Raw genomic sequence first — 25901 nt, 5'->3', positions numbered from 1 at the left:
GCGCCATGCCGATGAACAGCACCGCTCCCAGCGACGAACTCTCCTGGCAGGACACCGCCCTGTGCGCCCAGACCGGCCCGGACTTCTTCTTCCCGGACCCGGGCTCCTCCACCCGCGAGGCCAAGCGCCTCTGCGCCGCCTGCGACATCCGCGAGGCCTGCCTCGAATACGCCCTCACGCACGACGAGCGCTTCGGCGTCTGGGGCGGACTGTCGGAGAAGGAGCGGTACGCGCTTCGCCGGCAGGGGCGTTGAGCCCCAGGCGGACCACCGGGTGCCGGCCCGGCCGGCCCGCCCGTAAGATCACCTGCGCATGGAGCAGCAGTACAGCACGGTGAGCGGACGACGAGTTGGCCGCCTTCGGCCGTACGGTGGGGCGGCTGCGGGCGCTGCCCTGGACGACCACCTGCGGAGGCTGGCCGAGGAACTCGCCGCGTCGTTCGCCCGCGAGAGCCGCAACAAGCGCCGCGAGGCCCGGCAGCGGGACAGGTCCGAGGCCGACGCCCGGCTCAGCGCCGCCACCCCGACCGGTGCGCTCGACCGGCGTGAGGACACACCCCCGACGACCCGGCGGGGCAGCGTGGGGGAGTTCCTCAGACCTCGCCACTGCTACGTCCGCAAAGCGCCGTACCGGCGGGCCGACGCGTTCTACCACCGCCTCTGCCCCACCTGCGCCGCCGACAACGCCGCCCGCCGCGCCTTGTCCACGAGAACCCCGCGCCCCGCAAGGCCCGTACCGCCGCCGCCGGCACCCGTACGCCACTGGACGTCGTGGACGGCGCCGCCCGCGTCTACGACCCGATCGTGCGGCGCGAGGCGGGCGACCCGGTCGCCGGGGTCTTCCTCAAGGGCTACCGGCCGGCTGCGTGGTGATCCGGAACGTCTCGCCGTACGTCCGCCACGTCAGCGGCGGGTTCAGGTCCATGTTCCCCTCCCGCAGGAACACCCGCTGAGCGGTGTCGATACGCGACGTGTCGCGCTCGCGCTCGGTCTTCTGGGCCTTCATCACGGCGCGGCTCGCGTCCAGGAAGGCGTCGAGGTACGCCTTCTCGTCGCCGCCCTCCGCCGCGGTCCGCGCCTTCTTCATCGCCGCGGCGCGGATGCCGTAGAACGCGTCGGGCCCGACACCCGGGCCGTGCAGCACCATCGCGTCGTAGTAGACGAACTGGCCGAGCGTGGACAGCCCGTCCATCTTCGCCAGCCGCACCGCCGGGTCGAAGTAGACGCGGTCCCGCATCACGTCCTGCGCCTCGCGGAAAGCGGGGTCCTCGGCCGCCTTCCGCCAGGCGGCCGGGAAGCCGGGGTCGAGGCCCTCGTGCGAGTCGGTGCCGTCGACCGCGCGCAGCGCCGGGAGATACGGGGCCAGTGGGTTGTCGGGGTGCTCCTCGGTGTAGTGCTCGACGAGCTGGAGCATGTCGTTGGTCCCGGAGCAGAATCCGATCACCCCGGCGGTGTAGCCGTTGCCGTCGCCGATGTCCTCGATGTCGTCGTACGCGCTGCGCCAGTCGAGGGTCGAGTTGTCCGCGCTGGCCACCAGGCGGGCGGCGATCTCCTTCTTGCCGGGCGCGGCGAGGCCGGGCGGCATCGCGGCGATGCGGGCCTCCCGGGCCTTCTGCTCGTCCGCCGTGCCCGCCTTGAGCGGGTTCAGTGCCCCGGTGGAGTGGGACGCCCCCGGGACGGCGCTCTCGTCGGCCACGTCCGCGGGGCGTACGGAACCGTCGCCTCCGCCGAAGACGAGAGAGGCGACGACGGCTATCGGAGCGCCGATCAGGAAAAAGCGTGTCACAGGCTTCACGCGCCACAGCGTACGACGCGGCCGCGCGCCCCCTGTGAGCGCCCTGCGCGGCACCCGCCGTGGCCGAGGACCCCCGGTACGGGCGGGCGCCCGCCCCTACCGGGGCCGACGTCCGTCTCCGTGCCGGGGGGCACCGCTCCGCGCCCGCGCCGGGCGCCGGTTCCGGTCAGCGGCCGCGGGCCGCCATGCGGGCCTTGCGGGCCGCGAGCTTCTCGTCGAACTTGCTCGCCTCCGCGTCCAGGCCGGCCATGTACAGGCCCAGCTCCTCCTGCGCCTTGAGGCCCTCCGGGCCCAGTCCGTCGATCTCGAGGACCTTCAGGAAGCGCAGCACCGGCTGGAGGACGTCGTCGTGGTGGATGCGCAGGTTGTAGATCTCGCCGATCGCCATCTGCGCGGCCATCCGCTCGAAGCCCGGCATGCCGTGGCCCGGCATGCGGAAGTTCACGACCACGTCGCGCACCGCCTGCATCGTCAGGTTCGGGGCGAGCTCGAAGGCCGCGCCCAGCAGGTTCCGGTAGAAGACCATGTGCAGGTTCTCGTCGGTCGCGATGCGCGCCAGCATCCGGTCGCAGACCGGGTCGCCCGACTGGTGGCCGGTGTTGCGGTGCGAGATGCGGGTCGCGAGCTCCTGGAAGGCGACGTACGCCACCGAGTGCAGCATCGAGTGGCGGTTGTCCGACTCGAAGCCCTCGCTCATGTGGGACATCCGGAACTGCTCCAGCTTGTCCGGGTCCACCGCGCGCGAGGCGAGCAGGTAGTCGCGCATGACGATGCCGTGCCGGCCCTCCTCGGCGGTCCAGCGGTGCACCCAGGTGCCCCACGCGCCGTCCCGCCCGAAGAGGGAGGCGATCTCGTGGTGGTAGCTGGGCAGGTTGTCCTCGGTCAGCAGGTTGACCACGAGGGCGATCTTGCCGATGTCGGTGACCTTGGACTGCTGCGGCTCCCAGGCCTCGCCGTCGTCGAACAAGCCGGGGAAGTTCCGGCCGTCCGACCACGGGACGTACTCGTGCGGCATCCAGTCCTTGACGACCTTGAGATGGCGGTTGAGCTCCTTCTCGACCACCTCCTCCAAGGCGTACAGCAGCCGGGCGTCGGTCCACGCGTCCGAACTGCCGAGGTGGGGAGAGGTGAGGGTCATACGGGTGCTCCTGGGGACGGGAGAAATACCTACGGGCTCGTAGGTTACGAAACCGTAGGTTAAGGGGGCCGTAAGCGCGAGCCAAGCCCGGGTCCGGGGATGGTTGTTTACGTGCCGTTATGGGCGGAGCTCGCGGAGGCGTACCGAGAGGCATGTCACGCACCCTTCGAGCTTTTCGAACTCGCCGATGTCGACCACGACCGGCTCGTACCCGAGACCGGCGAACAGCTCCGCCGACTTCGGCGCGCTCGCCGCCATCAGCAGTTTCCCGCCGCCCAGCAGCACCACGTGCGCGCCCGCCTCCTCCGGCACCGGCAGGAAGCGCGGGAAGAGGGAGACCGCCTCCACCAGGGGCTCGTACCCGATCACCGTGCCGTCCGGCAGCGCCGTGACCGCCGACTTCAGGTGCAGCACCCGGCTCACCGGTACGGCGACGACCCGCGCGCCCAGCGGTTCGAAGGCCGCCCTCAGCTGCGCCAGGCCCTCGGCGTCGGTACGCCCGCCCTGTCCGACGTACACCGTGTCGCCGATCTTGAGCACATCGCCCCCGTCGAGCGTGCCCGGCTCCCGCACACGGCGCACCGAACAGCCCAGCCGTGCCACCGCCCGCTCGACCGCCGCCGTCTCCGCGCGCCGCGACCGCGCGCCGGACCGGCAGACGAGCGCCACCTCGCGGAAAACCACCACCGCGTCCTCGACGAAGACCCCGTCGGGGCACTCGTCGGCCGGCTCCACCTCCACGGGCTCCCAGCCGTGCTCGCGCAGGACGCCGACGTACCGCTCCCACTGGCGGAGCGCCAGGGCCGGGTCGACGGGGGCCCGCTCGACATGGGTGACCAGGCCCTCGGCGAGGCGCGGGCTCGGACGGCGGACCAGGGCTCTCCCGCTGGGCACGCGCATGGGCGGCCTCCCGAAGTCGGTGACCGCCGTCCCTTACCCCGCCGGCCGCCGGTCATGCCACCGCCGGTCATGCCACCGCCGGGCCGGACTCCGCCGGGCCGGACTCCGCCGGGCACGCGGCGGTGGACGAGTGCCCGGCCACCGCGCCGGTGGACAGCGGGGGCGGGGGCGGACGGCGGGGTGCGGCGGACACCCCGGCATCTCGTGCCCGGGCTGTCCGCCGGGACGTCACCGGTCCGCCAGCACCTCGTCCGCCGTCGTCGGGCGCAGCTCGCCGTCCTCCAGCAGCAGCCAGCGGGTGATGCCGATGGACTCCAGGAACGGCACGTCGTGGCTGGCCACGATCAGGGCCCCCTCGTACGCGCCGAGCGCCGTGACGAGCTTCCGGACGCTCACCATGTCGAGGTTGTTCGTCGGCTCGTCCAGCATCAGCAGCTGCGGGGCCGGCTCGGCCAGCAGCAGCGCGGCCAGCGCCGCCCGGAACCGCTCGCCGCCCGACAGGGTCCCCGCCCGCTGGTCGGCCTTCGCGCCCCGGAACAGGAAGCGGGCCAGCCGCGCCCGGATCCGGTTGGCGGTCGCCTCGGGCGCGAACCGCGCGACGTTCTCCACCACGCTCAGGTCGTCGTCGAGGACGTCGAGCCGCTGAGGCAGGAAGCGCAGCGGGACGTGCGTCACCACCTCTCCCGCGACCGGCTCCAGCTCACCGGCGACGGTGCGCAGCAGCGTCGTCTTGCCGGCGCCGTTGCGCCCGACGAGCGCGACCCGCTCCGGTCCGCGCAGCTCCCACTCGCCGCCGACCCGCGCCCCGTACCGCAGCTCCAGGTCGCTCAGCAGGAGCACGCCCCTGCCGGGCGGGACGGTGGTGTACGGCAGTTCGACGCGGATCTCGTCGTCGTCCCGCACCGCCTCCACCGCCTCGTCCAGGCGGTCCTTGGCCTCGGTGAGCCGCTGGGAGTGCATGGTGCGGTGCTTGCCGGCCGACTCCTGCGCCGCCCGCTTGCGCGCGCCCATGACGATTTTCGGCTCGCGTTTGCTGTCGTACATCTTCTGTCCGTACCGCTTGCGCCGCGCCAGCTTCACCTGCGCGTCGGCCAGTTCGCGCTTCTGCCGCTGCACGTCGGCCTCGGCGACCCGCACCATGCGCTCGGCCGCCTCCTGTTCGGCGGCGAGCGCCTCCTCGTACGCCGAGTAGGTGCCGCCGTACCAGGTCACCTCGCCGTCGCGGAGGTCGGCGATCTGGTCGACCAGCTCCAGCAGTTCGCGGTCGTGACTGACCACGACCAGGACGCCGGACCAGGCCTCGACGGCCGCGTACAGCCGGCGGCGGGCGTGCAGGTCGAGGTTGTTCGTCGGTTCGTCGAGCAGAAGGACGTCGGGCCGGGCCAGCAACAGGGCGGCCAGCCGCAGCAGCACGCACTCGCCGCCCGACACCTCGCCGATGGTCCGGTCCAGGCCGATGTGCCCGAGGCCGAGCTGGTCGAGCGTGGCACGCGCCCGCTCCTCGACGTCCCAGTCGTCGCCGACCGCCGTGAAGTGCTCCTCGCTCGCGTCCCCGCCCTCGATGGCGAGCAGCGCGGCACGGGTGGCGGCGATCCCGAGGGCCTGGTCGACGCGGAGTGCCGTGTCGAGGGTGGCGTTCTGCGGCAGGTGACCGATCTCGCCCGCCGTGCGGACCGTGCCGTCGGTGGGGGTGAGTTCCCCCGCGATCAGTTTCAGCAGGGTGGACTTGCCGGAGCCGTTGAGGCCGATGAGGCCGGTCCTGCCCGGCCCGACCGCGAGCTGGAAGCCGTCCAGCACCTCGGTGCCGTCGGGCCACGAGAACGACAGGTCGGTGCAGGTGATGAAGGTGGGGAAGGTAGACATACGGGTCTCCCTGTTGCGTGTGGAAAGGGGCAACGGGTGAGACACCGGGACGGCTCATGGCCGAGGTCGCACAACGGGGCGCACGGCGCCTGACGCGGCGGTGCGACACGGTGTCTCGAGACCTCAGAAGAGCAACGTCCCGCTCCGTTCGGCGACAACAAGGGCGGGAACGACGTTACGCCCGGTCCCGTCCGGGCGGCAACGGAATTACCGGCCGCGGGATCGGCCGCATGCCGCACGCCGCACGCGCACGCCGGCCGTGTGAACGCCGGCCGCGCGGCGCGGGCGGATCAGCGGGCGTCCCGCAGCAGTTCGGCCAGGCGCTGGTCGAGGTCCAGGAACTCGTGCTCGCGGCCGGCCGGCACCAGGTGCTGGGTGCGCTTGAGGAAGCGGCGCAGCTCGGAGGTGCGGATGTGGACCACCGCGACGCCCTCCAGGGCGTGGAACTCCACGACCGTACGGTCGTAGCCATAGGGCCGTACGCGTACGTCGCCGAGCCCGGCCGGCTCGTCGAGGCCCGCCACCAGCAGTTCCCTGGCGAACTCCCAGGCCACCTCGATCCCTTCGAGGGTGGCCCGCGGGGGGAAGGACATCTTCACGGCGAAGGGGTTCCCGCGGTCGTAGCGCAGCGTGACCGCGACGGATTCCATGCGGGGCGCGGACGCTACCAGGCGGGCCCGTACGGCCTGCTCGATGACGGTGGACAAGGCCAGCTCCCTCACACACGGCTCGGCGGTACGTCTCCTGCACCAGGGAGGACGACGAATTCCGCGGAGGCGTGCACTGGCGAACGGTGTGACCTGCGTCACCGGCGCGCTCTGGACGCCTCCGTCGCGGTGGGCTACGTTCCCGCGCCATGACGTCGATGGGGAAGACGATACGAACGGTGGCAACGGGGTTGTGCGGGGCGGTGCTGGCGGCCGCGTTCACCGCCGCACCCGCCCGGGCCGCCCCCGCCACCGGGGCGCACGGCTGGCAGGTGAAGCCGACCGGGACGGACGTGCGCTTCCGGGGCCTCGCGGCCGTGAGCCGTTCCACCGCCTGGGTGGCGGGCTCCAAGGGCACGGTGCTGCGCACCTCGGACGGCGGCCGGACCTGGCGGAACGTTTCGCCTCCCGGTGCGGCCGAGCTGGAGTTCCGGGACGTGGAGGCGTTCGACGGCCGCCGGGCGGTGGTGCTCGCGATCGGCGAGGGCGAGGCCTCCCGCATCCTCCGTACCGACGACGGCGGCGAGAGCTGGACGGAGTCGTTCCGCAACACCGACCCCCGGGCCTTCTACGACTGCGTCACGTTCCTCGACAGCCGCCACGGCCTCGCGATGAGCGACCCGGTCGACGGCAGGTACCGCATCCTGTCCACCGCGAACGGCGGCCGCACCTGGGAGGTGCTGCCCGACGCGGGCATGCCCGCCGCGCTGCCGGGAGAGGCCGGGTTCGCGGCGAGCGGCCAGTGCCTGGTCGGTTCCGGCCCCAGGGACGTGTGGCTGGCCACCGGCGGCGGCGCCACCGCGCGCGTGTTCCACTCCTCCGACCGCGGCCTGCACTGGACGGTCGCCGAATCGACGATCCCCGCCGGCGACCCGGCGCGCGGGGTGTTCGCCCTGGCGTTCCGCGACCGCGCGCACGGCATCGCCGTCGGCGGCGACTACCGCACCGGGCAGCCGTCCCCCCGGGCGGGGGCCGTCAGCCGGGACGGCGGGCGGACCTGGCGGCCGGCGCACACCCCACCGCCCGCGTACCGCTCGGGCGTGGCCTGGCTCCCGCACAGCCGGTCGGCCGCCCTCGCCGTCGGCCCCACCGGGACGGACCTGACGACGGACGGCGGCCGCACCTGGCGGACCGTCGACACCGGGTCGTACGACACGGTCGACTGCGCCGCCGGCCCCCGCTCCGGCTGCTGGGCCTCGGGTGAGAAGGGCCGGGTCGCCCGCCTGGAGCGGTGAACCGAGCACGGCGGGCACCGCCCGCGCCCGGCCAAGCCCCGGACGGGCGGCCCGCCGGGGCACCGTCGGCGCTGTCGGGGGACGCGCCCCGGTTCACCGACGCCCGGATGGCCGGCCGGGCGCCCCGCGGGCGGATCCGGAGACCCGGACGGGCACCGGCCGCCCGGTGCGCCCGGCAGGCGCGGTCGGCCGAGGACCGGGCCCGCCCGCCCGGCGAGGGGCTTGTCGTGGCGCCACCGCCACAGGGCGCCCGGCGGGACCGTGGCGCCGCCGCCCGGCGTCGGCCGGGCGCCCGCCGGTGGGCCGTGCGGGCGGCGCCGGGGGTCACCGCCCCGGCGCGGGCAGCGGCTGGCGGTAGGCGGAGAGGTCCGGCGCCGTCCTGGTCGCGAGGAACTCGGTGACGCGGTACTCGCACAGACCCCCGGTGACGAACGGATCGGTCGCCGTGATCCCCTCGATCCGCGCGCGGTCCTCCCCGACGGCCAGGATGACGCCGCCGTCGCGCGGGTTCTTGCGGCCGGAGGCGATGAACACCCCCGACGCGTAGTGGGTGTCGAGCCAGGCGACATGCTCCGGGAGGAGTTCGTCCACCCGCTCGAGGGGCCCGGTGTAGGTCAATTCCAGTACGAACATGCCCGCGACGCTACCGCGCCCCACCGGCAGCCCGCCGACGGTCTAACCTCAGCGGTGGCGCCCGTAGGCTGACGGTCACTATGACGATCATCGACAAGCCCGCCGACTGGCCGTCCGACGAGGCGACGGCCCTGGCCGTCCAGGACGAACTGCGTGACCGGGTCGTCCTCGACGAGCCCGGCCCGCCGCCCGGCACCGGCCTGGTCACCGGTGTCGACGTGGCCTACGACGACGAACGCGACCTCGTCGCCGCGGCCGCCGTCGTCCTGGACGCCCGGACGCTCACCGTCGTCGAGGAGGCCACGGCGGTCGGCCGGGTGTCCTTCCCGTACGTCCCCGGCCTGCTCGCCTTCCGTGAGATACCGACCGTGCTGGCCGCGCTCGCCGCACTGCGGGGCGAGCCCGGACTGGTGGTGTGCGACGGCTACGGCCGGGCCCATCCGCGCCGCTTCGGCCTCGCCAGCCACCTCGGCGTTCTCACCGGGCTGCCGGTGATCGGGGTCGCCAAGAACCCGTTCACCTTCTCGTACGAGCAGCCCGCCCCCGAGCGCGGGGCGTCCGCCCCGCTGATGGCGGACGGCGAGCAGGTAGGCCGGGCGCTGCGTACCCAGGAGGGCGTCAAGCCGGTGTTCGTCTCGGCCGGCCACCGGGTCACCCTCGACAACGCCTGCGCCCACACCCTGCACCTGGCGCCCCGCTACCGGATCCCGGAGACCACGCGCCGCGCGGACTCCCTGTGCAGACGCGCCCTGAAGGAGGCGACGGCATGATCGGCCGGCTGCAGTGCACCGTTCTGGACTGCCCCGACCCGCGGGCCCTGGCCCGCTTCTACCAGGGGCTGCTCGGCGGAGAGGTGGACCGCCCGGACCGCCGCTGGTCGCTCGACGCGGACTGGGCGACCCTGCACCTGGACGGCGGACAGGTGCTGGCGTTCCAGCGGGCCGACCCCCACCACCCGCCGGCCTGGCCCGATCCCGCCCGCCCGCAGCAGTTCCACCTGGACCTGGGCGTGCCCGACCTCGCCCGGGCGCGGCGGCAGGTGCTCGACCTGGGCGCCGCCCCGCTCGACGACGGCGACCCAGCGCGTGGCTGGCACGTCTACGCCGACCCGGCGGGGCACCCCTTCTGCCTCGTACGCGACTGAGGACGCCGTCCGGCGCCCGCGGGCGCCCGCGGGCACCGGACGGACGCCCCTCCGCCGGGTGGGCCGCCCCGCCCGGCGCGCGGGCGCGTGCCGGTGCCGGAGCGACGCCGGTTCAGCGCGAGTCGGCGACCCGGAAGCGGATACCGGCCCGGCTCAGCCGCTCCAGCAGCGCGTCACCCATCGCGACCGCCGTGGTGACCTGGCCGGCGGTCGGCGGCAGCGCGTCGAAAGCCAGGGACAGCGCCGACTCGGCGAGCATCTTCGCCGTCTCGTCGTAACCGGGGTCGCCGCCCGACACCTCGGTGAACACCCGCCGGCCGCCGCCCTCGCCGACGAACCGCACCGTGAACCAGCTGCGCGCCCGGCGCTCCTCGTCCGGTCCCCGGCCCGCCTCGTAACGGCCCATCAGCCACCGCCTGGCGGGCGGCACCTGGGCGAGCGCGAACAGCGCGCCCATGGCCGCCGTCCCGCCGACCGCCACCGGCAGGGCCTTCACCGCCGCGTAGTGGCGGTAGCGGAAGTCCGGCCCGTACCGGGGGAGGGCCGCCGCCGAACGCCCCACGATCGCCGCGTCCAGGGTCGGCAGCGGAAGCGCCCAGGTGCCGGTCTCCCGGCTGAACCGCGGTGCCCCCAGCGGCGCCCGCGCCCGCCGCCCCACCAGGCGCGGCTCGTGCAGCCGGCGCTCCCGGGCCGCCCGCAGCATGTGCCGGCCGCGCCCCATGGCGGTCATCGCCGAGGCGAACGTACCGCCGGAGAAGACGGCGTTGGAGCGGACGAACCCGTCCACGGCCAGCGGTACGTCCTTCGGCAGCCGCGCCACGGTGAAGTACACGCCCAGGTCGTGGGGGACCGAGTCGAAGCCGCAGGCGTGCACGATCCGCGCCCCGGTCTCCCGGGCCCGCGCGTCGTGGCGCACGTACATCAGGTCCACGAACTCCGGCTCCCCGGTGAGGTCCACGTAGTCCGTGCCCGCCTCGGCACAGGCGGCCACCAGCGGCTCGCCGTGCCAGACGTACGGCCCGACGGTGGTCGCCACGACCCGGGCCGATCCGGCGAGCTCGCGCAGGGAGCCCGCGTCGGAGGCGTCGGCCGTCACCAGCGGGAGGTCGGCGCACCGCGGGTGCTCGACGGCCAGCCGGTCGCGGAGCGCCTCCAGCTTCTCCCGGCTGCGCCCGGCGAGGGCCCACCGGCAGGTCGCCGGCGCGTGCGCGGCGAGGTAGCGGGCGGTCAGCTCGCCGACGAACCCGGTCGCCCCGAAGAGCACCACGTCGTAGGCCCGCCCCGTGCCGTCCCGTGAATCCATCCAGCCCTCCGCCGTCCGCGCCGTTGTCGGAGGCAGAGGCTAGCGTGCGGAGGGAGCGGGGACCGCCCCGGCGTCCAGCTGAGCGCTCGCTCGTCCACAGGGGTTGTGCGGAGTGGAACACGTTCTTAGCATCATTGCTGTTACAGCGGTTGTGTCACAGTCCTGGGGGTCAGATGGCAGCGACAGGCAACGGCCCGCTCACCGGCGTTCGCGTGGTCGAGCTGGCGGGCATCGGGCCGGGCCCGTTCGCCGCCATGCTCCTGGGGGACCTGGGCGCCGACGTCGTCCGGGTGGACCGGCCCGGCGGCGCGGGGCTCGCCATCGATCCGGAGTTCGACCTCACCAACCGCAACAAACGCTCCGTGCTCGTCGACCTCAAGGCGGAAGGCGGCCCCGCACGCGTCCTGGACCTCGTCGAGCGCGCGGACGTCCTCCTCGAGGGGTACCGCCCCGGAGTCGCCGAGCGGCTCGGCATCGGACCGGAGCCGTGCCTCGCCCGCAACCCCAGGCTGGTCTACGGGCGGATGACCGGCTGGGGGCAGGAGGGGCCGCTCGCCCCGCGCGCCGGGCACGACATCGGATACATCGCCGTCACCGGCACGCTCTCCATGATCGGCAAGGCCGGTGAGCCGCCGGCCGTGCCCGCGAACCTGGTCGGCGACTACGCGGGTGGCTCGCTCTACCTGGTCGTCGGCGTCCTCGCCGCGCTCCACCACGCGCGCGGGGAGGGTGGCAGCGGCCAGGTCGTCGACGCGGCGATCACCGACGGCGCCGCCCACCTCACCACGATGATCCACGGAATGATGGCCGCCGGCGCCTGGCAGGACCGCAGGGGCGTCAACCTCCTGGACGGCGGCTGCCCCTTCTACGGCACCTATGAGACGGCCGACGGCCGGCACATGGCGGTCGGCGCGCTGGAGCGGCGCTTCTACGACGAGTTCACCACCCTGCTCGGCCTCCCGGACCCGGCCCCCTCCCGTGACGACCCCGACCGCTGGGGCGAACTGCGCGCCCTCGTCGCCGCGCGCTTCAGGGAGCGGACCCGCGCCGAGTGGACGGCCGTGTTCGAGGGCTCCGACGCCTGCGTCGCCCCGGTCCTGTCCCTGCGTGAGGCGCCCGCCCACCCGCACCTCGCCGCCCGCGCCACCTTCACCGACCACGGCGGGATCACCCAGCCCGCCCCCGCGCCCCGCTTCTCCGCGACCCCCGGCGCCGTGACCCGCCCACCGGCCCGCCCGGGCGCCGACACCGACGAGGTCGCCCACGACTGGGCCGTACCGAGCATCCGTGACGCCGGCCGCCGTACCGGCGACCCGCGTACCGATGACCGCCGTACCGACGACGACAGGGGTACCAGGTGAAGCGCCGGATCTTCGACGCCGAACACGACGCCTTCCGCGAGACCGTCCGCACCTTCCTCGCCAAGGAGGTCGTCCCGCACTACGAGCGCTGGGAGAAGGACGGCATCGTCCCGCGCGAGGCCTGGCTCGCGGCCGGCCGCCAGGGCCTGCTCGGCATCGCCGTCCCCGAGGAGTACGGAGGCGGCGGCAACACCGACTTCCGCTACAGCGCCGTCCTCGCCGAGGAGTTCACCCGCGCCGGCGCCCCCGGACTCGCGATCGGCCTGCACAACGACATCATCGGCCCCTACCTCACCTCGCTCGGAACCGATGAACAGAAGCGGCGCTGGCTCCCCGGCTTCTGCACCGGCGAGATCATCACCGCCATCGCCATGACCGAGCCCGGCGCCGGATCCGACCTCCAGGGCATCCGCACCACCGCCGAGGACCAGGGCGACCACTGGCTGCTCAACGGCTCCAAGACCTTCATCTCCAACGGCATCCTCGCCGACCTGGTGGTCGTCGTCGCGAAGACGACCCCCGAGGGCGGCGCGCGCGGCCTGTCCCTCCTGGTCGTCGAGCGCGGCGCGGAGGGCTTCGAACGGGGCCGCAACCTCGACAAGATCGGCCAGAAGGCCCAGGACACCGCCGAACTGTTCTTCCACGACGTTCGCGTCCCCAAGGAGAACCTGCTCGGCACGCTCGACGGCGCGTTCCTCCACCTGATGACGAACCTCGCCCAGGAGCGGCTGAACATCGCGGTCGCCGGCATCGCCGCCGCCGAACACCTGCTGGAGATCACCACGGCGTACGTCAAGGAGCGCGAGGCGTTCGGACGACCGCTCGCCCGGCTCCAGCACATCCGCTTCGAGATCGCCGAGATGGCCACGGAGTGCGCCGTCACGCGCGAGTTCCTGGACCGCTGCATCGTCGACCACTCCCAGGGGGAGCTGGACGCCGTGCACGCCTCCATGGCCAAGTGGTGGGCCACCGAACTGCAGAAACGGGTCGCCGACCGCTGCCTGCAGCTCCACGGCGGCTACGGCTACATGGCCGAATACCCGGTCGCCAAGGCCTTCACGGATGGCCGGATCCAAACTATTTACGGCGGTACGACCGAAATCATGAAGGAAATCATCGGCCGTTCCCTGCTCGGCTGACCCCTCCCCGAAAGGCTTGACCAGTGAGCACCGAAGCGTATGTGTACGACGCGATCCGCACCCCGCGCGGGCGCGGAAAGGCCAGTGGCGCCCTGCACGGCACCAAGCCGATCGACCTGGTGGTCGGCCTCATCCACGAACTGCGCGGCCGTTTCCCGGGCCTCGACCCGGCCGCCATCGACGACATCGTCCTCGGCGTCGTCGGCCCCGTCGGCGACCAGGGATCCGACATCGCCAGGATCGCCGCCATCGCCGCCGGACTGCCCGACACCGTCGCCGGCGTGCAGGAGAACCGCTTCTGTGCCTCAGGTCTGGAAGCCGTCAACATGGCGGCCATGAAGGTCCGCTCCGGCTGGGAGGACCTGGTCCTCGCCGGCGGTGTCGAGTCGATGTCCCGCGTGCCGATGGCCTCCGACGGCGGGGCGTGGTTCGCCGACCCGATGACCAACTGGGACACCAACTTCGTCCCACAGGGCATCGGCGCCGACCTGATCGCCACCATCGAGGGCTACACCCGGCGCGACGTCGACGAGTACGCGGCGCTCTCCCAGGAGCGGGCGGCCACCGCCTGGAAGGACGGCCGCTTCGACCGCTCCGTCGTCCCCGTCAAGGGCCGCGCCGGACTCACCGTCCTCGACCACGACGAGCACATGCGGCCCGGCACCACCGCCGACTCGCTCGCCTCCCTCAAGCCCTCGTTCGCGGCCATCGGCGAGATGGGCGGCTTCGACGCAGTGGCCCTGCAGAAGTACCACTGGGTCGAGCGGATCGACCACGTCCACCACGCCGGCAACTCCTCCGGCATCGTCGACGGCGCCGCGCTCGTCGCGATCGGCAACAAGGAAGTCGGCGAGCGGTACGGACTGACGCCCCGCGCCCGGATCGTCTCCGTCGCCGTCTCCGGCTCCGAGCCGACCATCATGCTCACCGGCCCCGCCCCCGCCTCCAAGAAGGCCCTCGCCAAGGCGGGGCTCACCATCGACGACATCGACCTGGTCGAGATCAACGAGGCGTTCGCCGCGGTCGTGCTGCGGTTCGTCAAGGACATGGGCCTGTCCCTGGACAAGGTCAACGTCAACGGTGGCGCCATCGCCATGGGCCACCCCCTCGGCGCGACCGGCGCCATGATCCTCGGCACCCTCATCGACGAACTGGAGCGCCAGGACAAGCGCTACGGCCTCGCCACGCTCTGCGTCGGCGGAGGCATGGGCATCGCCACCGTCGTCGAACGCGTCTGACCCCGTCCTTTCCCTCCCGTACGGCCTTACGGAGCAGCCACCACCATGAGCCAGTCCACCACCATCCGCTGGGAACAGGACGAGACCGGCGTCGTCACGCTCGTCCTCGACGACCCCGACCAGTCCGCCAACACCATGAACCAGGCGTTCCGGACCTCGATCGCGGCGGTCGCCGACCGTGCCGAGGCCGAGAAGGACTCCATCCGCGGCTTCATCTACACCTCCGCCAAGAAGACCTTCTTCGCGGGTGGCGACCTCAAGGACATGATGAAGGCCGGGCCCGCCGACGCCCAGCGGATCTTCGACGCCGGCATGGAGATGAAGCGCGCCCTGCGCCGCATCGAGACGCTCGGCAAGCCCGTCGTCGCCGCCATCAACGGCGCCGCCCTGGGCGGCGGTTACGAGATCGCCCTCGCCTCCCACCACCGGATCGCCCTCGACGCGCCCGGCTCCAGGATCGGCCTGCCCGAGGTCACCCTCGGCCTCCTGCCCGGAGGTGGCGGCGTCACCCGCGCCGTACGCCTCATGGGCATCGCCGACGCCCTGCTCAAGGTGCTCCTCCAGGGCACCCAGTACTCGCCGCGGCGGGCCCTGGAGAACGGCCTGGTCCACGAAGTGGCCGCCTCCCCGGACGAGATGCTCGCCAGGGCACGGGCGTTCATCGACGCCCACCCGGAGTCCGGGCAGCCCTGGGACACCCCCGGTTACAAGATCCCCGGCGGCACCCCGGCGCACCCCAAGTTCGCCGCCAACCTGCCCGCCTTCCCGGCCAACCTGAAGAAGCAGATCAACGGCGCGCCCTACCCCGCGCCCCGCAACATCCTCGCGGCCGCCGTCGAGGGCTCCCAGGTCGACTTCGAGACCGCGCTGACCATCGAGTCCCGGTACTTCACCGAGCTGGTCACCGGGCAGACCGCCAAGAACATGATCCAGGCGTTCTTCTTCGACCTCCAGGCGGTCAACTCCGGCGCCAGCCGCCCCCGGGGCGTCGAACCGCGCACCGTGCGCAAGGTGGCGGTCCTCGGCGCCGGGATGATGGGCGCCGGCATCGCGTACTCCTGCGCCAGGGCGGGCATCGACGTGGTCCTCAAGGACGTGTCGGCCGAGGCGGCGGAGAAGGGCAAGGCGTACTCCGCCAAGCTCCTCGACAAGGCGCTGACGCGGGGCCGGACGACCGAGGCCAAGCGCGACGAACTGCTGGCGCGCATCACCCCGACCGCCGACCCCGCCGACCTGGCGGGCTGCGACGCCGTCATCGAAGCGGTCTTCGAGGACACGGCGCTCAAGCACAAGGTGTTCCAGGAGATCCAGGAGATCGTCGAGCCCGGCGCGCTGCTGTGCTCCAACACCTCGACGCTGCCGATCACGCTCCTCGCCGAGGGCGTCGAGCGCCCGGCCGACTTCGTCGGCCTGCACTTCTTCTCACCGGTCGACAAGATGCCGCTCGTCGAGATCATCAAGGGCGAGCGGACCGGCGACGAGGCACTCGCACGCGCCTTCGACCTCGTCCGGCAGATCAACAAGACGCCGATCGTCGTCAACGACTCACGCGGTTTCTTCACCTCGCGCGTCATCGGCCAGTTCATCAACGAGGGCGTCGCCATGGTCGGCGAGGGCGTGGAGCCCGCGTCCGTCGAGCAGGCGGCGGCACAGGCCGGCTACCCGGCGAAGGTGCTGTCCCTGATGGACGAGCTGACCCTCACCCTCCCGCGCAAGATCCGCAACGAGACGCGCCGCGCCGTCGAGGAGGCCGGCGGCATCTGGCGGGAGCACCCGGCCGACACGGTGATCGACCGGATGGTCGACCAATTCGGCCGCCCCGGCCGCAGCGGCGGCGCGGGCTTCTACGACTACGACGAGGACGGCAAGCGGCAGGGCCTGTGGCCCGGCCTGCGCGAGCACTTCGGCACCGTCGGCGCGGCGGCCGTCCCCTTCGACGACATGAAGGAGCGGATGCTCTTCTCGGAGGCGCTGGACACCGTCCGCTGCCTGGAGGAGGGCGTGCTCACATCCGTCGCCGACGCCAACATCGGCTCCATCATGGGTATCGGCTTCCCCGCGTGGACCGGCGGAGTGCTCCAGTACATCAACGGCTACGAGGGCGGGCTCCCCGGTTTCGTGGCACGCGCGCGTGAGCTCGCCGAGCGGTACGGGGAGCGGTTCGTGCCCCCGGCGCTGCTGGTGGAGAAGGCCGGGCGGGGCGAGAGGTTCAGCGACTGACACCGCCGGGCGCGTCACCGGGAGGACCGTCACCGACACGGCGGTCGTCCCGGTGGCGGCCCAGCGCGGGGCCGGCGTGGTCCCGCACGCCCGGCGGCCGGCTCACTCCGTGCGGAACGCGGCGCCCAGCTCCTCCTTCAGCGACCGCTGGAACGCCGTGACCAGCGCCTGGACCACCAGCGGCTGCATGTGCGCGGACAGCGACTTCATCGCCGCGACGTGCTCCGGGTCCGACTCGCGTTCCCGGTACGGCCCCCACACCTCGTCCCGGAACAGCCGGGTGAGCTCCTGGGCGGCCGACCGGGTGTGCTCCACCAGGACCGTGCGGGACGCCAGGATGGTCTCGTGCGGGATGGGCACGTCCAGCAGCCGGACCCCCAGCCGCAGCAGCCCGGGGTCCACCCGGAAGGTGTCGTCCGCGTCCGTGCGGACCAGCACGTCCATCGCTGCGAGCCGGTCGAGGTCCTCGTCGTCCAGCGCCCGGTCGGCCCGCCGCTCCAGCTCGGCCCGGGCCATCTCCTCCGGCGCGTCCGGCGCCCAGGTCGCCACCAGCGCCCGGTGGATGGCCAGATCGTGGGCGCTCAGGTCGGGAGGGAGCTGCTCCAGGTACCGTTCGATCGCGGCGAGCGTCATGCCCTGGTGCTGGAGCTCCTCGATGAGCGCGAGCCGGGAGAGGTGCTCCGGCCCGTAGTGCCCGACCCGGCGCGGCCCGATCACCGGCGGCGGCAGGAGGCCGCGGGTGCCGTAGAACCGGATCGTGCGCACGGTGACGCCCGCCCGGGCGGCCAGCTCGTCGACGGTCAGCGTCGGCCGCGGCTCCCGCTCCTCGGTCTCGGTCGCCTCGGTCGCCATGCGGGCCTCACTTCCGACGGGTGCGCTGGTTCTGTACAACAGTATTGCTGTCTCACCAGCGCTGTGAAAGTCGTGGGCGGTCCCGGGCGGAGCCGCTGACGGCGCGGCGGTTGCCGTCGCGGGGTACCTCTACGAGTCCTGAGCCGCCGCCGGGAAGTGGTGGGCCAGGGCCGCGTGCGGGTCCCCGTCCGCCGCGTGGGCGTGGTCGACGTGGACGGTGACGCCGGCCAGCCGGGGCACCGCGTGGAGCAGCGCGTGTTCCGCCGCCACCGCCACCGCGTGTGCCTGGACGACCGTCAGCGACGGGTCCACCACGACGGACGTCTCCGCCCGCAGCGCATGACCCAGCCACCGCATCCGCACGGCGCCCACCGCGCGCACGCCGTCGACATGCCCGAGGACGTGCTCCGCCCGGTCCACCAGCCCGGGGTCGACGGCGTCCATCAGCCGGTGCCACACCTCACGCGCGGCGCCCCGCAGCACCAGCAGGATGGCGCCCGTGATGACCAGCCCGACCAGCGGGTCGGCCCTTCGCCACCCCAGCGCCGCGCCCCCCGCGCCCACCAGCACGGCCAGCGAGGTGAACCCGTCGGTGCGGGCGTGCAGCCCGTCGGCGACCAGCGCGGCGGAGCCGATCGCCCGGCCGGTGCGGATCCGGGCCCTGGCCACCCACTCGTTGCCGGCGAACCCCACCAGGCCCGCCGCCGCGACGGCCGGCAGGTGGCCCACCTGCTGCGGCTCCAGCAGCCGCCGGACCGCCTCGTACCCCGCGAAGGCGGCCGACGCGGCGATCACCAGCACCACGAAGACCCCCGCCAGGTCCTCGGCCCGGCCGAACCCGTAGGTGTAGCGGCGGGTCGCGGCGCGCCGCCCCAGGAGGAAGGCGAGCGCCAGCGGGAGCGCCGTCAGGGCGTCCGTGGCGTTGTGCACCGTGTCGCCGAGCAGGGCCACCGAACCCGACAGCGCGGCGACGACCGCCTGCACGACGGTCGTCGCGGCGAGCACCGCGAAGGAGAACCACAAGGTGCGCAGCCCTGCCGCCGACCCCTCCAGAGCGGTGTCGACCCGCTCACCGTGATGATGGTGACGGTGGTGTCCATGACCCGTCATGGACACCACCATGGCAGCCGGACCGGGCTGCGGCCACTGTCGAAGAGCGGCCGCTGACCAGCTGCGAAGCCGTTGCGACTACCTGACGTACGCGACCACCGGGTAATGATCCGACAGATTCGTGTACGTGTACTGCCTGCCCCAGCTCGTCACCGTCCAGGGAGCGCTCTGCTCCTTGATCACCTCGTTGGTCCAGCCGGCCGGCCTCGCGTGCCCGGCGCGGTGCAGGACGTGGTCGAGGTCCTCACGCGGGTCGTCGGGGTAGCGCTCGGAAGCGATCGAGTTGGCGTCGGTGTCGAAGGAGTACGGGTGGCCCGTGCGCGCGTCCGCCGCGGCCAGGCCCGCGTCGGCCAGCATCGTGGCGTACTCGCCGCTGTGCGAGTCCACGTTCAGGTCGCCCGCCACCAGCACCTGCTCGGACGCCGGGATGTTCTTGGCGTCCAGGAAGGCGTCCATCGCCGTGAACTGGCGGCTCCGCGCCCGGGCCGCCTCGCCGCTGCCGCACCCGGGATCGGTCGACTGGGCGTGTGTGCCCACCACGTGCACGCGGGTGCCGTTCACGTTCAGCACCGCGTAGACGAATCCCTTGTTGGAGTACCAGTCCGCGCCGCACGCGTCCTTGTAGACGTACTGCTCCTTGCGGATGATCGGCCACTTGCTCAGCACCGTCACACCGCCGTCCTCCGGGGTGGTCGCCGAATAGGCGCCGCCCGTGGCGTCCCATCCGGTCTTCCCGCGGCCCATCACCGGCGTCTGGTAGGGGTACTGGGCGGCGGCGTCCCGCAGCAGAGTGTCGGAGAAGGAGTTGTCGAACGCCTCCTGGAGCACCACCACGTCCTGGCCGCGGAAGAACGGCGCCGCCGGTATCTCCTTCGCCCGGCGGTCCTGCCCCCAGTTCGGGTAGAGCGTCCGGTTGAACAGGAACGTGTTGTACGAGAGCACCTTCAGCGCCGGCGTACTGCCCTCCACCGCCGACGCGCCGGCAGCGCCGGCAGCGGCGGAGACGGCGGACGCGGCGGCGGCGGACGGGCCGGTCGCGGCCACCGCGGCGGTCGCCAGCACGGTCGACAGGGCGGCGGAGAGGGCGGTGCTCTTCACGGATCGCAGTGCGGATCGCGGCACGGGGACTCCAGAAACGGCGGGGGGTCGGACCTTGGCGCGGCACATCAAATCAGCCCCGGTTACTTTCGGGTAGCCATCGCGTGCGGGGAACCTTGCGGACCCCCGACCATCACCTGAACATCCGCGGCGGATACTGGGACCATGAGCACGTCCCCCGCCGCGCACGACCCCGCACCGCCCCCACCCGGAGGAGTGCTCTGGACCCTCGCGGGCGACATCCGGGGCCTGCTCATGCTGCCCGCCGCCCTCACCCTCCAGGTCGCCCACCCCGCCGTCGGTGCCGGCGTCGACGAGCACTCCGTCTTCCGCACCGACCCGTGGGGCCGCGGCGAACGCTCCCTGCGCTCGCTCCAGCTGTGGGTGTACGGGGGCGACGCCGCAGCCGAGGAAGGGCGCCGGCTGCGCAGGCTCCACGCGGCCATCCGGGGCACCGACACCCGGGGCCGCCGCTACCACGCCCTCACCCCGGCCAACTACGCCTGGGTGCACGCCACCGGCTTCCCCGTCTTCCACCACGCCTACCGCTACCTCGTCCGCCCCATGAGCGCGGCACAGGAACGCCAGTTGTACGCCGAGTGGCTGCGGGTCGGCCGCGTCCTCGGCATCCACGACCGCGACATGCCGCAGACCGTCGAGGAGTTCTGGCCCTACTACCGCAAGGTCCTCGCCGACGAGATCGAGGCCACCACCGTCGTCCGTGAACTCGTCGCCACCGGCACCCCGGTGCCACCGCCGGACCGCGGGCCGCTGCCGCTGCGGCTCCTCCTCAAGGCCCTGTGGCCGGTGCTGCTGCCGCCCTTCGCCCGCTTCCGCCGGTTCGTCACCATCGGGCTGATGCCGCCGGACGCACGGGAGGTCCTCGGCCTTGAGTGGACGGACCGGCAGGAGCGGACGCTGCGCCGCTTCGGCCGGGTCGTCCGGGCCGTGGTCCCGGTACTCCCCGAGCGGCTGCGCTACCTCCCGCTCGCGCGGGAGGCGCGCCGGCGCCACCGGCTCAGCCGTGCGGCGGGCGCAACCCGCCCCGAGCGATGACGTCCGCGTACCAGCGCGCGCTGTCCTTGGGCGTACGGCGCTGCGACGCGAAGTCCACGTGCACGATGCCGAACCGCTTGCCGTAGCCGTACGCCCACTCGAAGTTGTCCAGCAGCGACCACAGGAAGTAGCCCCGTACGTCCACCCCGTCCGCGAGCGCCCGGTGCACCGCCGTGAGGTGCCCGTCCAGGTAGGCGACCCGCTCCGGGTCGTGCACCTCGCCCGAGGGGTCGGCGTAGTCGTCGTACGCCGCGCCGTTCTCCGTCACCATCAGCGGGACCTCGGGCAGCTCGTCGCGCAGCCGGGTCAGCAGCTCGTACAGGCCCTCCGCGTCCACCGGCCAGTCCATCGCGGTGCGCGGCCCCGGCGCCGGTACGAAGCGGACGTGCGGCTCGGCGCCCGGCCAGGGGGACGGGCCCGGCGTGGAGCCCGCCGCGACGACCGTGGGCGAGTAGTAGTTGATGCCCAGCGAGTCGACCGGGGCGGAGACGACTTCCAGATCCCCGTCGCGGACGAAGGACCAGTCCGTCAGCGCGGCCGTGTCCTCCACCAGGTCGGCCGGGAGGAGCCCGTGGAACACCGGGTCCAGGAAGATCCGGTTGCCCAGCGCGTCGACCCGCCGGGCGGCCTCCCGGTCCTCGGCGGAGTCCGTGAGGGGCCGCACCGCGTGCAGGTTCAGCGTCAGCGAGACCTCCGCCGACGGCGGCAGGGCGGCGCGCAGCACCTGGACGGCGCGTCCGTGCGCCAGGTTCAGGTGGTGCGCGGCGCGCAAAGACGCGGCGGCGTCGGTACGCCCCGGGGCGTGCACCCCCGAGGCGTACCCCAGGAACGCCGCGCACCACGGCTCGTTGAGCGTCGTCCAGGTCCTGACCCGATCGCCCAGGGCGTCCGCCACGAGCCCGGCGTACTCGGCGAACCGCTCGGCCGTCTCCCGGTGCGGCCAGCCGCCCGCGTCCTCCAGTTCCTGGGGCAGGTCCCAGTGGTAGAGGGTGACGACCGGCCGGATGTCCGCGCTCAGCAGCTCGTCGGTGAGCCGCCGGTAGAAGTCGAGGCCCTTCCGCACGGCCGGGCCCCGCCCGGTCGGCTGCACGCGGGGCCAGGCGACCGAGAAGCGGTAGTCGGTCACGCCCAGGTCCTTCATCAGGGCGACGTCCTCGGCCATCCGGTGATAGTGGTCGGCGGCGATGTCACCGGTGTCGCCGTTGCGGACCTTGCCCGGCGTACGGCTGAAGGTGTCCCAGATGGACGGCGTTCGGCCGTCCTCGTCGGCGGCGCCCTCGATCTGGTAAGCGGCCGTGGCCGTACCCCAGCGGAAGCCGGCGGGGAAGGTGAGCTCGGTCATGGGCGGGAGACTCCCAACACGAAGTGGACAAGCCACGGAACGGAGAGGGGGAACGGACGAACACGTGCGAGGGATCGGGGAGGCGAGCCCCGCCGGAGGGAAGGCAGGGCCGTCAGCCCTTCACCGCGCCCTGCATGATGCCGCCCACGATCTGCCGGCCCAGCAGGCCGAACACCAGCAGCACGGGGAGGGTGCCCAGCAGCGTGCCCGCCATGATCACGGACTGGTCGTTGACGTAACCGCCGCCCAGCTGGCGCAGGGCGACCTGCACGGTCGGGTTCTGCGACGACAGCGCGACGATCGGCCAGAAGAAGTCGTTCCAGGCGGCCATGAACGTCAGCAGACCCAGCACGGCCATACCCGGCCGGGCGATCGGCACCACGATCGACCAGAAGATCCTCGCGGAGGAGGCACCGTCCACCCGCGCCGCCTCGATCAGCTCGTCGGGCAGCGCCTGCACCAGGAATTGCCGCATGAAGAACACGCCGAAGGCCGACACCAGGCCGGGCAGGATCACCGACTGGAGCTGGTTCACCCACTCCAGCTCCGCGATCAGCATGAACAGCGGGATCACGCCCAGCTGCGGCGGGATCATCATGGTGCCGACGGTGACCGCGAGCAGCGCGCCCCGGCCGCGGAAGCGCAGCTTGGCGAAGGCGAACCCGGCGAGGGTGCAGCACAGCACCGTACCGACGGTGATGGAACCCGAGACGATCAGCGAGTTGACGAGGGCCTTGCCGATGTCCGCCTCCTCCATCACCGCCTCGAAGTTCCGCATCAGGTTGGGGCCGGGGAGGAGGGACGGCGGGACCTTCGCCAGGTCGGCGTTGGAACGGCTGGCGGCGACGATGGTCCAGTAGAACGGGAAGGCGGACACCAGGACGGCGAGGACGAGGATCGCGTACGCGACCTTGCCGCCGTGCAGGGTGCGCCCGGCGCGGCGCACGGTCATCGGCCGGCCTCCTTGCGGGAACGGCGGCGCACGATCAGGGCGTTGACCCCGACCAGCACCAGGATCAGCAGGAACATCACCCAGGCGATGGCGGCGGCGCGGCCGAGGTGGAAGAAGCCCCAGCCCTGCTCGTACATGTAGAGCCCGAGCGTCTGGTACTGGTGCGAGATGCCACCGGAGACCGACCCCTCGAACAGCAGCGGTTCACCGAAGAGCTGGGTGGCGCCGATCGTGGACACGACCGCGGTGAAGACGATCGTCGGACGCAGACCGGGCAGCGTGACGTGGAAGAACTGCCGCCACCGCGACGCCCCGTCCACCTCCGCCGCCTCGTACAGCTCGCTCGGGATGGACTGCATGCCCGCGAGGTAGATCAGCGCGTTGTAGCCGGTCCAGCGCCAGATGACGATCGTCGACACGGCGATCTGGGAGGCGACCGTGTTCGTCTGCCAGTCGACCGGGTCCACGCCGACCAGCCCCAGCGCGTAGTTGACGAGCCCGAAGTCACGGCCGAAGAGCTGCGCGAAGACGAGCGTCGCGGCGGCCACGGACGTGGCGTAGGGGAGCAGCATCGCGGTGCGGAAGAACGTCCGTCCGCGCAGCTTGTAGTTGAGCAGGTGCGCCAGGCCCAGGGCCATCACCAGCTGCGGGACGGTGGAGAGCACACCGATGGTGAAGGTGTTGCGCAGCGAGATCCAGAAGAACTCGTCGGTGAAGAGGGCCGCGTAGTTGCCGAAGCCGCGCCACTCCATGTCACCGGGCGTCTGGAGCTCGACACGGTAGAGGGAGACGAACGCGGTGTAGAGCAGGGGGAACAGGCCGAAGGCGGCGAAGAGCGTGAAGAACGGGGCGAGGTACGCGTACGGCGAGACGGTCCGCCACGCGCGGCGCGCCGCGGACGGGCGCCGCCGTGTGGCTGCCGGTCCTGCCGGGGCGGTGAGGGTCACTGTGCGGCCCTTCATGGTGGTGTACGGGAGGCGAGCGGGGGAGGGGCGTCAAGGAGCCGGGAGGGGCGTCAAATGGCGCGGACGGCCCAAGGGGCACGGGCGGGCACGGGCGGGCGCGGACGGTGCCGGCGCGGGCGGTGCGGGGAGGCAGCGAGCCGGTCGGCCGCCGGCCCGCCGGCCCGTCAGCCCGTGATGTTGTCGACGCCCTTCTTGGCGTTCGACCACGCCTTGTCCGGAGAGGTCCCCTTGCGTTCGACCTCGCTCAGCGCGTTGGTGATCTGGTCGGCGACGTTCTTGTCGTGGACGCCGAGCACCTGCACCGGGGCGGCCTTGGCGGCGTCACCGAAGATCTTGCCGATCGGGGCGCCGGAGAAGTACGGGTCGGTGGCGCCTGCGACCTTGGCGATGGCACCCGTGGAGGAGGGGAAGTTGCCCTGCTTCTCGAAGAGCCTGGCCTGCTGCTCCGGGGCCGTGAGCCACTGGATCAGCTCGTACGCCTCCTTCTTGTGCTTGGCCGCCCTCGGGACGCTCAGGTACGAGCCGCCCCAGTTGCCCGCGCCGCCGGGCAGCTTGGCGATGTCCCACTTGCCCTTGCCGGTCTCACCGGCCTGGCCCTTGATGTAGCCGAGCATCCAGGCGGGGCAGGGGATGGTCGCGAACGAACCGGCGGCGAACGCCTGGTTCCACTGCGGCGACCACTGGTCGAGCTTGGCGCTCAGCCCCGCGGCGGCGGCCTCGGTGGCGGTGTTCCAGGCGGTCCTGACGGCCGGGTTCGAGTCGTAGATCAGCTTGCCGGAGGCGTCGTAGTACCGCTCCTCCTCCTGGCCGATCATGATCGTGTACAGGCTGCCCACACTGTCCAGCCAGGCGCTCTTGGCCGGGGCCTTCGCCTTGTACTGCTTGCCCAGCTCCAGGTAGCCGTCCCAGGTGGCCCACTTCTGCGCCAGTACGGCACGGTCGGTGGGCAGGCCGGCCTTCTTGAACAGGTCCGTCCGGTAGCACATCGCCTCCGGCCCGACGTCCGTGCCCAGCCCCAGGACCCGGCCGTCCTTCGTCGTGGCCGCCGACCACTTGGCCTCGGCGAACTCGCCCTTCAGCTTGTCCGCGACCGTACTTCGTCAGGTCCTCGAACCGGTCCGCCTGCTGCTGCGTCACCGAGGCGACGCGGCCGACCTCGATCGCCTGGACGTCCGCGAGTCCGCCACCGCCGGCGAGCCGGGTCTGGAGGGACTTCCAGTAGTCCTGCTCGTCCTCCGTGTCCGTCTGCTTGATCTTGACGCCGGGGTGCAGCTTCTCGTACTCGGCGTAGAGGCCCGCCTCCTTGTAACCGAAGGAGCCGAAGAGGTCCACGGTGAGGGTCACCGTGCCGTCGGACGCCTCGTCGGAGGCGCCGGATCCGCAGGCGGCCAGCAGCGCCCCGGTGAGCGCGACGGCGCCGAGCCGGACGGCGGCCCTCCTGACCGTGGCCCCCCTGCCCGTGGTTCTGCGGACGGTGGCGGCTCGGGCGATGGTCATGGGAAGCCTCCCTTGGCTTCGGCGGGGTGCGGGAGCGAGGTGCGGGGAAGAGCGTGCGAAACGCGGTGTGTGACGTGCGGTAAGAGGTGGTGCGGGAGGTCCTGCGAGAGGCGCGGGGACATGGTGCGGAGGGGAGGACGGGCGAGAAGTTGCTGAGAGCGCTCTCAAGAAGACGCACTGGAGCGTGCCCCGAGCACCCCTTCCCCGTCAAGACTCGAACGCATAACGGCTGCGAGCGCCGCCAACTTCCTTGGACGTCACCTGTATTGACAGTGCTGTTTCAGGAGTTTTACGTTCCTGGGCACCTGAGAGCGCTCTCGAAACGCTCTCCCGCCATCACCTCGAGGTGCCGAC

Annotated in this window: 22 protein-coding genes and 1 pseudogene; 9 read left to right on the top strand and 14 right to left on the bottom strand. The window is 72.6% G+C overall.

Translation table 11 applies throughout. The features are described from left to right. The first annotated feature begins 5 nt into the window (after nt 1–5). Nucleotides 6–254, top strand: a complete 249-nt coding sequence (locus AC07DW_RS10910) for a WhiB family transcriptional regulator (protein ID WP_478857314.1) — start codon at nt 6–8, stop codon at nt 252–254. A 589-nt stretch (nt 255–843) separates the two neighbouring features. Here the strand turns inward: AC07DW_RS10910 and AC07DW_RS10905 are convergent. From AC07DW_RS10905 to ssgD, 5 genes are all read right to left on the bottom strand, one after another. Further along, nucleotides 844–1785, bottom strand: coding sequence for a chitosanase (locus AC07DW_RS10905; RefSeq protein ID WP_478857486.1), 942 nt, complete (start codon nt 1783–1785; stop codon nt 844–846). Between the two features lie 175 nt (nt 1786–1960). Beyond that, a complete protein-coding gene (locus tag AC07DW_RS10900) occupies nt 1961–2932 on the bottom strand; it encodes an acyl-ACP desaturase (protein ID WP_478857313.1) in 972 nt (323 codons plus the stop codon). A gap of 117 nt (nt 2933–3049) precedes the next feature. Beyond that, on the bottom strand, nt 3050–3826 hold the full coding sequence (ddaH, locus tag AC07DW_RS10895) for a dimethylargininase (protein ID WP_478857485.1): 777 nt from the start codon (nt 3824–3826) through the stop codon (nt 3050–3052). A gap of 234 nt (nt 3827–4060) precedes the next feature. After that, the gene (locus AC07DW_RS10890; protein WP_478857312.1) at nt 4061–5695 is read right to left on the bottom strand and encodes an ABC-F family ATP-binding cassette domain-containing protein; all 1635 of its coding nucleotides are present in this window, start codon (nt 5693–5695) and stop codon (nt 4061–4063) included. Between the two features lie 290 nt (nt 5696–5985). Then, nucleotides 5986–6402, bottom strand: coding sequence for a spore wall synthesis regulator SsgD (gene ssgD, locus AC07DW_RS10885; protein WP_478857311.1), 417 nt, complete (start codon nt 6400–6402; stop codon nt 5986–5988). Between the two features lie 149 nt (nt 6403–6551). Between ssgD and AC07DW_RS10880 the strand changes: the two genes are divergently transcribed. Next, complete coding sequence (locus AC07DW_RS10880) at nt 6552–7637, top strand: WD40/YVTN/BNR-like repeat-containing protein (protein WP_478857310.1); 1086 nt, start codon at nt 6552–6554, stop codon at nt 7635–7637. Nucleotides 7638–7961: 324 nt separating this feature from the next. Here AC07DW_RS10880 and AC07DW_RS10875 read toward each other — a convergent pair whose 3' ends face one another. Beyond that, nucleotides 7962–8270: a YciI family protein gene (locus AC07DW_RS10875; RefSeq protein ID WP_478857309.1), complete on the bottom strand. Its 309-nt coding sequence runs from the start codon at nt 8268–8270 to the stop codon at nt 7962–7964. A gap of 80 nt (nt 8271–8350) precedes the next feature. Between AC07DW_RS10875 and AC07DW_RS10870 the strand changes: the two genes are divergently transcribed. Together AC07DW_RS10870 and AC07DW_RS10865 are read left to right on the top strand one after the other, a co-directional pair. Next, on the top strand, nt 8351–9040 hold the full coding sequence (locus AC07DW_RS10870; protein ID WP_478857308.1) for an endonuclease V: 690 nt from the start codon (nt 8351–8353) through the stop codon (nt 9038–9040). Continuing rightward, entirely contained in the window at nt 9037–9414 is a 378-nt protein-coding gene (locus AC07DW_RS10865) for a VOC family protein (RefSeq protein WP_478857307.1), read from the top strand. Before AC07DW_RS10870 ends, AC07DW_RS10865 begins: the two co-directional genes overlap by 4 nt. 112 nt (nt 9415–9526) lie before the next feature. Here the strand turns inward: AC07DW_RS10865 and AC07DW_RS10860 are convergent, their stop codons facing one another. After that, a complete protein-coding gene (locus AC07DW_RS10860) occupies nt 9527–10717 on the bottom strand; it encodes a saccharopine dehydrogenase family protein (protein ID WP_478857306.1) in 1191 nt (396 codons plus the stop codon). A gap of 173 nt (nt 10718–10890) precedes the next feature. Here AC07DW_RS10860 and AC07DW_RS10855 point away from each other — a divergent pair, with 173 nt between their 5' ends. Genes AC07DW_RS10855 through AC07DW_RS10840 form a run of 4 tightly spaced genes read left to right on the top strand, consistent with a single transcriptional unit; the run spans nt 10891 to nt 16675 of the window. Then, nucleotides 10891–12078 carry a CaiB/BaiF CoA transferase family protein gene (locus AC07DW_RS10855; RefSeq protein WP_478857305.1) on the top strand — a complete coding sequence of 396 codons (1188 nt, stop codon included), beginning with the start codon at nt 10891–10893 and terminating at the stop codon, nt 12076–12078. Then, nucleotides 12075–13217, top strand: coding sequence for an acyl-CoA dehydrogenase family protein (locus tag AC07DW_RS10850; RefSeq protein ID WP_478857304.1), 1143 nt, complete (start codon nt 12075–12077; stop codon nt 13215–13217). Before AC07DW_RS10855 ends, AC07DW_RS10850 begins: the two co-directional genes overlap by 4 nt. Nucleotides 13218–13240: 23 nt before the next feature. Beyond that, nucleotides 13241–14455 carry an acetyl-CoA C-acetyltransferase gene (locus AC07DW_RS10845; protein WP_478857303.1) on the top strand — a complete coding sequence of 405 codons (1215 nt, stop codon included), beginning with the start codon at nt 13241–13243 and terminating at the stop codon, nt 14453–14455. A gap of 45 nt (nt 14456–14500) precedes the next feature. After that, complete coding sequence (locus AC07DW_RS10840; protein ID WP_478857302.1) at nt 14501–16675, top strand: 3-hydroxyacyl-CoA dehydrogenase NAD-binding domain-containing protein; 2175 nt, start codon at nt 14501–14503, stop codon at nt 16673–16675. Between the two features lie 102 nt (nt 16676–16777). Here the strand turns inward: AC07DW_RS10840 and AC07DW_RS10835 are convergent, their stop codons facing one another. The 3 genes from AC07DW_RS10835 to sph form a co-directional block, all read right to left on the bottom strand. Continuing rightward, on the bottom strand, nt 16778–17527 hold the full coding sequence (locus AC07DW_RS10835) for a MerR family transcriptional regulator (protein WP_478857301.1): 750 nt from the start codon (nt 17525–17527) through the stop codon (nt 16778–16780). 129 nt (nt 17528–17656) lie between these two features. Then, entirely contained in the window at nt 17657–18637 is a 981-nt protein-coding gene (locus tag AC07DW_RS10830; protein ID WP_478857300.1) for a cation diffusion facilitator family transporter, read from the bottom strand. A 78-nt stretch (nt 18638–18715) separates the two neighbouring features. Continuing rightward, nucleotides 18716–19759 (bottom strand): sphingomyelin phosphodiesterase, encoded by a 1044-nt coding sequence (gene sph / locus AC07DW_RS10825; RefSeq protein WP_478857299.1) that lies wholly within the window; start codon nt 19757–19759, stop codon nt 18716–18718. Nucleotides 19760–19900: 141 nt separating this feature from the next. Between sph and AC07DW_RS10820 the strand changes: the two genes are divergently transcribed. Beyond that, the gene (locus AC07DW_RS10820) at nt 19901–20791 is read left to right on the top strand and encodes an oxygenase MpaB family protein (protein WP_478857298.1); all 891 of its coding nucleotides are present in this window, start codon (nt 19901–19903) and stop codon (nt 20789–20791) included. Here the strand turns inward: AC07DW_RS10820 and AC07DW_RS10815 are convergent. The 4 genes and pseudogenes from AC07DW_RS10815 to AC07DW_RS10800 all read right to left on the bottom strand — a co-directional run bounded on the left by AC07DW_RS10815 (nt 20754) and on the right by AC07DW_RS10800 (nt 25547). Continuing rightward, the gene (locus tag AC07DW_RS10815; RefSeq protein WP_478857297.1) at nt 20754–22133 is read right to left on the bottom strand and encodes a GH1 family beta-glucosidase; all 1380 of its coding nucleotides are present in this window, start codon (nt 22131–22133) and stop codon (nt 20754–20756) included. The two genes, AC07DW_RS10820 and AC07DW_RS10815, sit on opposite strands and share 38 nt — an antisense overlap. 112 nt (nt 22134–22245) lie before the next feature. Further along, nucleotides 22246–23085 carry a carbohydrate ABC transporter permease gene (locus AC07DW_RS10810; protein WP_478857296.1) on the bottom strand — a complete coding sequence of 280 codons (840 nt, stop codon included), beginning with the start codon at nt 23083–23085 and terminating at the stop codon, nt 22246–22248. After that, on the bottom strand, nt 23082–24047 hold the full coding sequence (locus tag AC07DW_RS10805) for a carbohydrate ABC transporter permease (protein WP_478857295.1): 966 nt from the start codon (nt 24045–24047) through the stop codon (nt 23082–23084). The genes AC07DW_RS10810 and AC07DW_RS10805 overlap by 4 nt, the downstream gene beginning before the upstream one ends. 167 nt (nt 24048–24214) lie before the next feature. Then, nucleotides 24215–25547: pseudogene (locus AC07DW_RS10800) on the bottom strand (ABC transporter substrate-binding protein). Nucleotides 25548–25901: the final 354 nt, after the last annotated feature.

Source organism: Streptomyces sp. NPDC045701 (assembly GCF_056432045.1).
The sequence above is the reverse complement of the archived record's forward strand: the minus strand, read 5'-3'. Positions and strand labels throughout refer to the sequence as shown.